This window comes from Bacteroides sp., from assembly GCF_019417265.1.
Lineage (GTDB): Bacteria > Bacteroidota > Bacteroidia > Bacteroidales > Bacteroidaceae > Phocaeicola.
Genome location: NZ_DXVR01000039.1, coordinates 12937 through 23246 on the forward strand (window position 1 = coordinate 12937; position 10310 = coordinate 23246).

10 protein-coding genes are annotated in these 10310 nt (G+C 41.8%); 8 read left to right on the top strand and 2 right to left on the bottom strand.

Annotation, left to right across the window (positions count from 1 at the left end):
- Window positions 1-435: 435 nt before the first annotated feature.
- Both QZ379_RS06580 and QZ379_RS06585 read left to right on the top strand, forming a co-directional pair.
- Window positions 436-909: a C40 family peptidase gene (locus QZ379_RS06580; protein WP_291562052.1), complete on the top strand. Its 474-nt coding sequence runs from the start codon at window positions 436-438 to the stop codon at window positions 907-909.
- Window positions 910-924: 15 nt separating this feature from the next.
- Window positions 925-2010: a DUF4858 domain-containing protein gene (locus QZ379_RS06585; RefSeq protein ID WP_291562018.1), complete on the top strand. Its 1086-nt coding sequence runs from the start codon at window positions 925-927 to the stop codon at window positions 2008-2010.
- Between the two features lie 83 nt (window positions 2011-2093).
- Here QZ379_RS06585 and QZ379_RS06590 read toward each other — a convergent pair whose 3' ends face one another.
- Window positions 2094-2465, bottom strand: a complete 372-nt coding sequence (locus QZ379_RS06590) for a DMT family protein (protein WP_154042654.1) — start codon at window positions 2463-2465, stop codon at window positions 2094-2096.
- Between the two features lie 41 nt (window positions 2466-2506).
- The gene (locus QZ379_RS06595; protein WP_291562026.1) at window positions 2507-3256 is read right to left on the bottom strand and encodes an ATP-binding protein; all 750 of its coding nucleotides are present in this window, start codon (window positions 3254-3256) and stop codon (window positions 2507-2509) included.
- A 156-nt stretch (window positions 3257-3412) separates the two neighbouring features.
- On the opposite strand from QZ379_RS06595, the gene QZ379_RS06600 reads away from it, so the two are divergent.
- The 6 genes from QZ379_RS06600 to QZ379_RS06625 all read left to right on the top strand — a co-directional run.
- Window positions 3413-4837: a M48 family metallopeptidase gene (locus QZ379_RS06600; protein ID WP_291562030.1), complete on the top strand. Its 1425-nt coding sequence runs from the start codon at window positions 3413-3415 to the stop codon at window positions 4835-4837.
- A 6-nt stretch (window positions 4838-4843) separates the two neighbouring features.
- Window positions 4844-5722 carry a nucleoside phosphorylase gene (locus QZ379_RS06605; RefSeq protein WP_291562033.1) on the top strand — a complete coding sequence of 293 codons (879 nt, stop codon included), beginning with the start codon at window positions 4844-4846 and terminating at the stop codon, window positions 5720-5722.
- A 2-nt stretch (window positions 5723-5724) separates the two neighbouring features.
- Window positions 5725-6210, top strand: coding sequence for a GAF domain-containing protein (locus tag QZ379_RS06610; protein ID WP_291562036.1), 486 nt, complete (start codon window positions 5725-5727; stop codon window positions 6208-6210).
- Between the two features lie 10 nt (window positions 6211-6220).
- Window positions 6221-7672, top strand: a complete 1452-nt coding sequence (gene mnmE / locus QZ379_RS06615) for a tRNA uridine-5-carboxymethylaminomethyl(34) synthesis GTPase MnmE (RefSeq protein ID WP_291562039.1) — start codon at window positions 6221-6223, stop codon at window positions 7670-7672.
- A 183-nt stretch (window positions 7673-7855) separates the two neighbouring features.
- Entirely contained in the window at window positions 7856-9496 is a 1641-nt protein-coding gene (locus QZ379_RS06620) for a helix-turn-helix domain-containing protein (RefSeq protein WP_291562042.1), read from the top strand.
- Between the two features lie 110 nt (window positions 9497-9606).
- On the top strand, window positions 9607-10310 hold a 704-nt coding region (locus tag QZ379_RS06625), incomplete at its 3' end, for a site-specific integrase (RefSeq protein WP_291562046.1).

The following is a 10310-nucleotide window of genomic DNA, read 5'->3' on the forward strand; positions in this document are numbered from 1 at the left end:
ACACAATGTTGTGGGAAAAGGTGGATATGAATACCGGATACCAGAACACAGTGAACAGCATTACAGTAAATGACCTGAAAAAGTTCGCAAAGAGTTTCTTCGGACAGAAAAACATGATTGAAGTAAGCATGAACTCGCCTGTAAAATAATTAATGAAGTAAAGAAGTTAATGAAGTTAGGGAAGTTAATGGAATGACTTACATTAACGGAAGTTATATATTGGAGACGATATACTCAGATAAAGAGTGTATCGTTTCTTTTTTTGTGATTTACTCATACATTGTAAGAATAATGTTAAATAGTAACTAATTTGTGCAAACGGGGAACTTGCTGTAATAAACTATTAATTACATTTGTGGTATAACGATAAACCATAGGCAGATGAAGATGAAATTGTTTCACAGAATAACCATATATGCAGCGATACTTACAGCCATGCTTTCTTTCTCCTCGTGCGGCACAAGAAGACTCAACTATGATTTCAGAGATCTTGCAGCAGCTGCAATAAGACTGGACATGGACATCGACCTGAAAGACAACCATAAGCTCTACCTCGAAGCAGCCGACTGGATTGGCACTCCGTACAGAGACGGAGGTACAACAAAGAAAGGTGTGGACTGTTCGGGGCTTACAATGTCGATATACAGGACTGTGTACAGAAAGAGACTCAGCCGCAATTCGGAAGAACAGAGGGACAAAGACTGCCAGAGAGTGCTGAAAAGAAACCTGAGGGAAGGCGACCTGGTGTTCTTCCACAACGGCAAGAAAAAGAGAAGAGCATCGCATGTGGGAATATATCTGAAGGACGGCAGATTCATACATGCTTCTACAAGTGTGGGAGTGGTGGTGAGCAGCCTTAACGAAAGATACTACAGCAGTCACTGGCTGCAGGGAGGAAGAGTAAAATGACAATAGACGAAAGAAATGGAGAGCGATTCTATACTTAACAGGACGTTGGTAATTGCCGGCATGGTGATGATGACAAACAGCACATGGGCACAGCATCTGAATACGGACTTCAAGGATGATCTCAGAAAGAAAAACAATAATGAAAGCGAGCTGCAACTGAATGAGGATGCAATAAAGCTGATAAAATTTGATTTCATGCCGGAAATGTCGGACGAGATAAACAAGCCCATGGAAGCTCCATTGGAAAAGTCATGGATGAAGTTCAAGAGCGACCTGGCAGTACCGAAAAGTCTGACGGACACAACCAAAGTAAGGAAACCGGAAGGATACATCAGAATGCTCCCCTATTCTATCTGGACAAAATTCGGAGAAGACCCGGTGTACGACGTGATGGTGTTCGGAAAGAAAAAAGAATATAATATCTCGTGGACCATAAACCCCTTCGGCAACAGCAGCGACAACTACGGAAAGAGCATATCGCCATCGGCAGGTGTGATAAGCGACGGAATGATGATAAGAGGAGCCGGAATAGTCATAGGAGGACTGGACATAATGGGATTCTTCTATTATAACCTCACTCCGAGGGGAAGAATGCTGCAGCATAACATGAAGCACGCCAACGCATGGAAGATATACGATAAATATCAGCCAACACTGGCGGACAGCCTGAAATTTCCGACATTCTACAACGGACTGGCAGCACCGGTATTCGATTATGAAAATACAGGAAGCGGAGTTGCCGTTACGGGAAATATCCCGGAAATGACAGACTCTATGAAGGCGGAAACAAGCAGAATCATCTCCGAAAAAGAAGACTCGCTAAGAACTATATATCTGGAGAATGCCAACGAAAAGGCAGACAAAGACAGAAATCCGGACAGGGTGAAAAGAAACTTCAGATGGGACGTAAGAAAAGCCAGACAGGCCAAGAAAGAGAAAGACAAAGAGGATGAGCTGAAAGCCAAAGAGGAGAAGATGATTGAAGAACTGCCGGGAAGCATGGACAGCATCTATATATACATGCGCGAGAAAGAGAAACGCGAGGCAGCCAAAAGGGCTGAAGAGGGAAAAATACGGAAAATGAGATTCGGTATTGAATAGCATTATTTCATAAATCAAAAACGCTTCGTCATTTGAAATGAAATGACGAAGCGTTTCAAGTTAAACGACGAAGCGTTTTGCTATTACTTCTTGAATATGAAATATACCGCCAGAATAAGGCAGCAAAACGCAGCAAGGTGATTCCATTTAAGCTCCATCTTGAAAGCTATTACGGAGAATACGGTGAACACCACCAGAGTGATGACTTCCTGAATAACCTTTAACTGCATAATGTCGAAAGGTCCCCCACTCTCGCGGAAACCGAGGCGGTTGGCCGGTACCTGCAGACAGTACTCGAAAAATGCTATGGCCCAGCTGAAGGCTATCACTCCTATCAGAGGCAATGATTCAAACCAGCTGTATTCGCGCATCTTCAGATGCCCATACCATGCGAATGTCATGAAAATGTTTGATAAAATCAGCAATAATACTGAAAAAATTCCATGTGATAACATATTGTCAGTTTTTTTAGTTTGTCAGTTTATTAGTTTTTAGTTTAATTCTCAATTATCTTCGGCAACATATCCTCCTGTATATTGTTCATGCTGCTCCACAGACTGTATCTTGCCTCAGGATTCATTTCTTCCAAGCGGCGCAACACCTCTTTCATATCCGAACGGTGTGAATCCTTCTCATACGGACAGTTCTTTATCTGTTTGCGATATCCGCGTATGCGTGCCATCTCTATCAGGTCGGATTCATGAAGCAGACACATAGGACGGATTATTGTCATATCGAACTTACGCATCACCAATAATGGAGGCATGGTGCTGATGGCACCCTGAAACGTCATGTTCATCAGCAGAGTTTCAAGAATATCGTCCATATGATGTCCTAAGGCTATCTTGTTGCATCCGTGTTCCTTTGCTACTGTAAACAATGCCTTACGGCGGTTCCATGAACAGAGAAAACACGGCGACTTGCGTGTATCCGTCGTAGGGTCGAAAGATGTGGTGTAGGTATAGAACGGGACTCCAAGCGATTCTGCAAACTTGGCAAGGTACTCAGTGTCGGACTTATATTCTATGTTGCTCATCTCCACATGAACAGCAACGACAGAGAAACGCGGTTTATAGATACGCGAACGCATTGCAAGAAGCTCAAGCAGCGCCATCGAGTCTTTTCCTCCGGACAGACCCACCAGAATCTTGTCGCCATCGTTTATTAACCCATAATCCACTATTCCCTTAAGGAAACGTTTGTTTATACGATATATAATTTTGTCTTCTTCAGTCTGTTTACCCATAATATATCTAAAAATGCGAGTGCAAAAGTACAAGAAAAGAATGATTTACGGAAGAAAATAAAAAATTGAATAATCAAAAAAGGATAATTCTGAAGTTTTTTGTAATTTTGATAACTAAAACAATTTTCAAAAGCAGATTAATACAAAACTTAGAATATGACAAGACTAAAAATAAAAATAGCTGCAATGGCTCTGTCAATGATTGCTTCGGGAGCTGTGGCACAAACTCTGAGCCAGGCACAAAGATGGTTCACACAGGGAGAATTTGAAAAAGCAAAACCTGTGTTCAAGAAACTGGTGAAACAATCACCGTCGAATGCCAGCTACAATTTCTGGTACGGCGCATGCTGCTACGAAACGGGCGAAATGATGGAAGGTCTGCCCTATTTGGAGAAAAGTGCAGCCAGAAAGGTGATAAACGCATATCTCTATGTGAGCAAAGCATACTATGATATGTACAGATATGATGATGCTATAAAGAATCTGGAGGAACATATTTACTGGCTTGAGAAAAAGAACAGAGACACTGCGGAGGCGGAAGAACTGATGACCAAATACAGGAAAGGCGAACGTCTGATAAGAAGCGTGGAGAATATAACCGTGGTGGACAGTTTCGTGGTAGACAAGAAGTCTTTCCTCGAAGCATACAAATTGGGTTCTCAGGCTGGGACATTGGCTGTTTCGGGCGACAACACAAATGATGATGACATCTGTATGGAATTTGTGAACGAAATGGGCGACAAAAAGCTATTGTCGGCAAAGGATGAAAATGGCAACAAGAAGCTATATTCAAGCGTAAAACTTATTGACAGCTGGAGCAAGCCGCAAAGACTGAGGGGTATCAATGACGATATGACGGAACTGAACTTCCCGTTCCTTGACTCGGACGGAATTACCCTCTACTTCGCAGCCAAAGGTGAAGAAAGCCTGGGAGGATATGACATATATGTAACAAGAGCCGACTCGGACGAAAACTCATATTTCAGACCGGACAATATGGGATATCCGTTCAACTCTGAATTCAATGACTATATGTTTGCGATAGATGACTACAACAATCTGGGATGGTTTGCATCGGACAGATATCAGCCTGAAGGCAAAGTGTGTGTATATGTGTTCATACCTAACGATTCGAAAATCACATATAACTATGATGCCATTGAACCGGAAAAAATGATATCGTTGGCCAAGCTTGACAATATAGCTCTAACGCAATCCGACAGGAATGAGGTGATAAAGGCAAAACAAAGACTTGCAAAGGTGACATATTCCAATCCGGGAGAGAAATCTAAAAAGACAGATTTCACTTTTATAGTGAACGACAACAGGGTATATACATCGCTGAAAGATTTCAGGAAAGCGGAAGCCAGGAAGCTGTTCCAGGAAATGAGGGAAAAACAAAAGGACCTTGATGTGCTGGAAAAAGAATTGGAAAACCTGAGAGAGAAATATTCGAAAGCCAACAATGGCGTACGCAAATCTATGTCACCGGGTATTATGGATAAAGAAAAGAGAGTGGATGAACTGAGAACGGAAATCGGAAAGACGGAAAAAGAGATAAGAAACATAGAATTAAAATAAATGCCTATGAAAGAATATTTTGCCCCTTCGGAACTGATAATAAACGAGGACGGTTCTGTGTTTCATCTGCATCTGAAACCGGAACAGCTGGCCGACAAGGTGATATTGGTGGGCGACCCGGGAAGAGTGGCCTTAGTGGCATCGCATTTCGACACGAAAGAATGCGAAGTGGAAAGCCGTGAGTTTAAGACCATCACCGGTTCGTATAAAGGAAAACGCATAACGGTAATATCTACAGGAATAGGATGCGACAATATCGACATCGTGATGAACGAACTGGATGCCTTGGCCAATATAGATTTCGGCACAAGATATGAAAAGGAGAATCTGAAATCGCTTGAGATTGTAAGAATAGGAACATGCGGCGGACTGCAACCATATACACCGGTCGGAACATTTATCTGTTCGGAAATCTCTGTAGGATTCGACGGACTACTGAACTTCTACGAAGGACGAAACGCTGTGTGCGACCTGCCATTGGAACGTGCGTTGCTTAATCACCTCGGATGGACAGGAAATATATGTGCTCCGGCTCCATACGCCATACATGCAGACAGCGAGATGGTGGAGCGCATAGCCGCAAAAGATATGGTGAGAGGAATAACTGTGGCATGCGGAGGATTTTTCGGTCCTCAGGGAAGAAAGCTTAGAATACCCCTGACCGACCCGCATCAGAATGAGAAAATAGAGAGCTTCGAATATCAGGGACGCAGAATAACGAACTTCGAGATGGAAAGCTCTGCACTGGCCGGTCTTGCAAGGCTGCAAGGACATAAGGCTACGACAGTGTGCATGGTTATAGCAAACCGCGTAGCCAAGGAAGCAAACACCGGATATAAAAACCAGATAGACGATTTGATAAAATCAGTATTGGAAAGAATTTAAAGATGGAAGCAAGTTTCAGACAGGAAAACATCAGCGACAAGGCTGAAAAATATTTACATTTTATTGAACAGTACGGACTACTGATAGAGGGCGAGAAGAATATCATCAGCGTACTGGCGAATACTACTGCTGCACTGAACGAGGCTTTCGGATTCTTCTGGACAGGATTCTATCTGGTCGAGGACGGTGAGTTGCATTTAGGACCGTTTCAGGGTAGTGTAGCGTGTTATCGAATCAAAAAAGGCAGAGGAGTATGCGGTACAGCATGGGCAGAAGCCCGTACACAGGTAGTGGCAGATGTCAATGCCTTTCCGGGACACATAGCATGCAGCTCGCTGTCACGCTCGGAAATTGTAGTACCGATGATAAGCGGCGGAGAAGTCGTGGGAGTATTAGATATAGACAGCGACAAGCTTAACACCTTCGATGAAACAGACCGCATATATCTGGAGAGAATAGTAGAAATGATAGTAAAAAATCTATACTGATTAAGGACTGATGAATATTTTATATACAGACGATACAATATGTGCCATAGCCACGGCACAAGGAGGCGCGATAGGAACAATAAGAGTTTCCGGCAAGGAAGCAATAACCATTACTGACAAGATATTCACTCCCGTAAGCGGTGCTCCCCTATCCGAGCGCAAGCCATACACACTGACTTTCGGACATATCACCAATGAGGGAGGCGAAATAGTGGACGAAGTATTGGTGAGCCTGTTCCGTGGGCCACATTCCTACACCGGTGAGGATTCTACTGAGATATCATGTCACGGCTCATCGTACATTCTGCAACAGGTGATGCAACTCATGATAAAAAATGGTTGCCGTGCTGCAGGGCCGGGAGAATTCACTCAGAGAGCATTCCTGAACGGCAAAATGGACCTCAGCCAGGCAGAAGCTGTGGCAGACCTTATAGCATCCACATCGGCATCCACACACCGTATGGCCATGAACCAGATGCGAGGAGGATTCAGCCGTGAGCTGTCAGCTCTGAGAGAAAAACTGCTGCACCTAACATCCCTTATGGAACTGGAACTCGATTTCAGCGACCATGAAGAACTGGAATTTGCCGACCGCTCGGAACTCTCAGAGATAGCATCACAGGTGGAAACGGTAATAAACGGACTTGTAAATTCATTCAGCGTAGGAAACGCAATAAAGAACGGTATTCCGGTAGCCATAATAGGCGAAACGAATGCAGGTAAGTCTACCCTACTCAATGCCCTCCTGAACGAGGAACGTGCCATAGTAAGCGACATACACGGCACCACACGCGACGTGATAGAGGACACAATGAACATCGACGGCATTCTTTTCAGATTTATAGATACAGCCGGTATCCGCGAAACATCGGACGAGATAGAAAGCATAGGTATAGAACGCAGCTTCCAGAAACTGGACCAGGCCTCAATAGTGCTGTGGGTGATAGACAGTACAGAAGCCAAGGTGCAGATTGACACACTGAAGGACAAGGTAATTCCACGTTGTGAAGGAAAGAAACTCATCCTGGTGATGAACAAATGCGATATGGTAAGTGATGCAGTAATACACTCGGAATGTTTGAAAGACCTGCCCGGAGCAACTATCATAAACCCTGTATCGACATCAGAAGATTCCGGCATGAATTACGAAATAATTTCCATTGCTGCAAAACAGCGCAAAGGAATAGCAGAATTGCAGAATCTCCTTATCAAAGCCGCCGCCCTACCCGAAGTGACACAAAACGATGTCGTAGTAAGCAACGTCCGTCACTACGAAGCCCTCTCACACGCCCTTGAAGCTATCCATCGCGTTCAAGACGGCATGTCAATGGGCCTATCCGGTGACTTGGTAAGCCAGGATTTAAGGGAATGCCTCTTCCACTTAGCGGAAATCGTAGGTGGGGAGATAACGAATGATGAGGTGTTGGGGAATATATTTAAGCACTTTTGCATCGGTAAGTAGCTGATTATCAACAATATTACAATATATCGCTAACTGTCTGAAAGCCACCGTTTTGGTGGCTTTTTTCATTTTAACACTTTCCATTTGAAACTTGTTACAACTAGTTTTTAAGGGTAAATTTGGCTCAAATATCGTTCCTATCCCTAAATTTTGCGACCAAATGGCAATGGGAAAATGACATATATGGCACCTTATGCAAAAACTGCAAAAGTGATAAATGTGCGCCCGTTGACATGTTGGACACCTCGTGAAAATTCCTGCAAATACCTGAAAATTGCTGCAAAGGAAATGGACGATTTTAACATGCCAAAAAAGATGAAGATATTAAAGAAATGTTTAACATGTGGAGCAGAGTTTATTGCATCCAAGATGTCAAATAAATACTGCTGTAGAGAGTGCGAACGTGACGCATCTCGCAAACGTGAAGCAAAACGTAAAAAAAGTGTCCGGGAAAGTGAAAAAGAAGCAGCTCTTGATAAAGAAAGAGACGCAGTTGCTTCACGACCATTTTTGACACCCTCAGATGTTGCCTTATTACTTGATATGAGTGTTAGCACTGTTTATAGATGTTTCTATTCCGGAATCATCAAGGCAGTGAGAATACGTAGAAAAACCCTTGTCCGTCGTGAGGATCTTGACAAATACTTTGAGGATGCAGGACCTTATAGAAAAAGAAGTTACAAGCGTAAGCAAGAACAAGAATACTATACCCTACAAGAGATTATGGATAAGTATAAAATTGGACGTAAAGCTGTATGGGGGCGTTGTGACAGATTAGGCATCCCTAAAGTTTACGAAGGGCGTAATACTTTCTACAGTAAAAAGCTTATTGATGCAAATTTCTCTGAGCTTCTTGATGTCATCGACATTGATAACTATTACACATTGAGTCAAATCATGGAAATGTACAATATGACTCAGGGTGCGGCTCTTTGTTTTGTAAAATGCCATGCGGTTCCCAGGGTAAAAAGGAATGGCAGGTCTTATTATTCTAAGGTTCATATAGATTGTATAAAACACAAGACCGATGAAATTGATCCTGACTGGTACTCTTATGAAGAAGCTATGCAAAAGTATGGCATAACCAAAGATCAGGTAAGTTATACTCTAAAGACCTATAGCATTAAGACTGAAAAGCGTGGAAAATTCACCATGATTTATCGGACGGATTTTGATAATATCATGCATCAACGTCTTCAAAATTCAACTCCACTAATAAAGTCAAATGGTGAAGAAAAGGTTGTTTTCACGGCAAAGCAACAGGAAAAAATCTGTCCAGCAACTCCTGAAGGATACTATTCTACTGATGAGGTAGCAGAGATGTTTAAAATATCAATAAAGCATGCTGGAGTTATAACAAGAGAGAACAACATACCTAAGATAGCACTGAAAGGATTTAATTTCTATGAGAAGGGATCCATTGACCTGTTATACAACAAAAAGAATAAGTATGCAGAAATCACAGACTGGATAACGCCAGAGGAAATGCGTACAACATATAAAATGACAGCAGATGGTGTACGCTCTTTTATTCATAGACATAAGATTCCAGCAAAGGTTGAGTATGGTAGTACCTATTATTCCAAACAACACATAGAGGAAATAAAGAATGGATATTTTGTTGGTAGAGACAGGTATTATTCTGTAGAAGAAGCTGCAAAGAAATATAATCTTACAAATTCACTTGTCTTCTATTACGTCAATCACTATAAGCTCACCAGAGTAAAGAAGCAGAAATTCATCTTTTTTAGAAAAGAAGAATTTGACCGGTTAATGGAAAAACGGTTCTCAGAAGATGATTTTATAGCAAATATTGATATATAGTGATATTTACTTTCAATTTACCGATGTCAGCAATATATCATTCGAGAATTTTGAGACATAAAACTATAAAAACAAATAATATGCAGTATTGTAAATCAGTAACTCTCCGTATGCGAGATAGACGAAATGGTACTAAATCATTATTTCTGGACTTTTGGCCAGGCTATAGAAATCCTGAAACAATGGAACTGATTCGCCGTCGTTCGCTTGGCATGTATATATATGCCAACCCCATTTCTACACAACAGAAAAAGTATAATGAAGCTATTCTGGCAAAAGCTGAAGCTATTCGGTGTAAGGTATTCATAGAGGTAATTAATGAGAAATATGACTTCTTTAACCAGGACCGTCTAAAGGAGGACTTTCTTGCATACTTCAAGAATATTGTCAACAGAAACTTTGCGAAGTGTGATGCAGCCTATAAACATTTCAGCAGGTTCTGCCACAACAAATGTACATTTGAAATGCTTGATACCGTATTCTGTAACAAGTATAAAGAATATCTCTTAGACACGAAAGTATCAGCAAGAGGCAAAGTCATGGTTAACAAGCCTATGTCACGAAATACAGCTTCAGCATATTGGAATATCTTCAAACAAGTTTTAACTAAAGCCTATAGGGAAAGAAGACTTGTAGATAACATAGCATCCCTTTTGGATAATATTCCATGCACAATACCAGTCAAGCAAAGCCTTTCACTGGAGGAAGTCAGAAAACTATACAACTCAGAATGTTCAGTTCCAGTAGTAAGAAAAGCCGCTATATTTTCCTGTTTGAGTGGATTACGTATAAGTGATATACTCAATTTAAAATG

What these genes read in the sequence shown, in the direction of transcription:
- QZ379_RS06620 (WP_291562042.1), top strand. Translation starts at nt 7,856, where the DNA reads ATGGCACCTTATGCAAAAACTGCAAAAGTGATAAATGTGCGCCCGTTG.
- mnmE (WP_291562039.1), top strand. Translation starts at nt 6,221, where the DNA reads ATGAATATTTTATATACAGACGATACAATATGTGCCATAGCCACGGCA.
- QZ379_RS06600 (WP_291562030.1), top strand. Translation starts at nt 3,413, where the DNA reads ATGACAAGACTAAAAATAAAAATAGCTGCAATGGCTCTGTCAATGATT.
- QZ379_RS06605 (WP_291562033.1), top strand. Translation starts at nt 4,844, where the DNA reads ATGAAAGAATATTTTGCCCCTTCGGAACTGATAATAAACGAGGACGGT.
- QZ379_RS06580 (WP_291562052.1), top strand. Translation starts at nt 436, where the DNA reads ATGCTTTCTTTCTCCTCGTGCGGCACAAGAAGACTCAACTATGATTTC.
- QZ379_RS06590 (WP_154042654.1), bottom strand. Translation starts at nt 2,465, where the DNA reads ATGTTATCACATGGAATTTTTTCAGTATTATTGCTGATTTTATCAAAC.
- QZ379_RS06585 (WP_291562018.1), top strand. Translation starts at nt 925, where the DNA reads ATGGAGAGCGATTCTATACTTAACAGGACGTTGGTAATTGCCGGCATG.
- QZ379_RS06610 (WP_291562036.1), top strand. Translation starts at nt 5,725, where the DNA reads ATGGAAGCAAGTTTCAGACAGGAAAACATCAGCGACAAGGCTGAAAAA.
- QZ379_RS06595 (WP_291562026.1), bottom strand. Translation starts at nt 3,256, where the DNA reads ATGGGTAAACAGACTGAAGAAGACAAAATTATATATCGTATAAACAAA.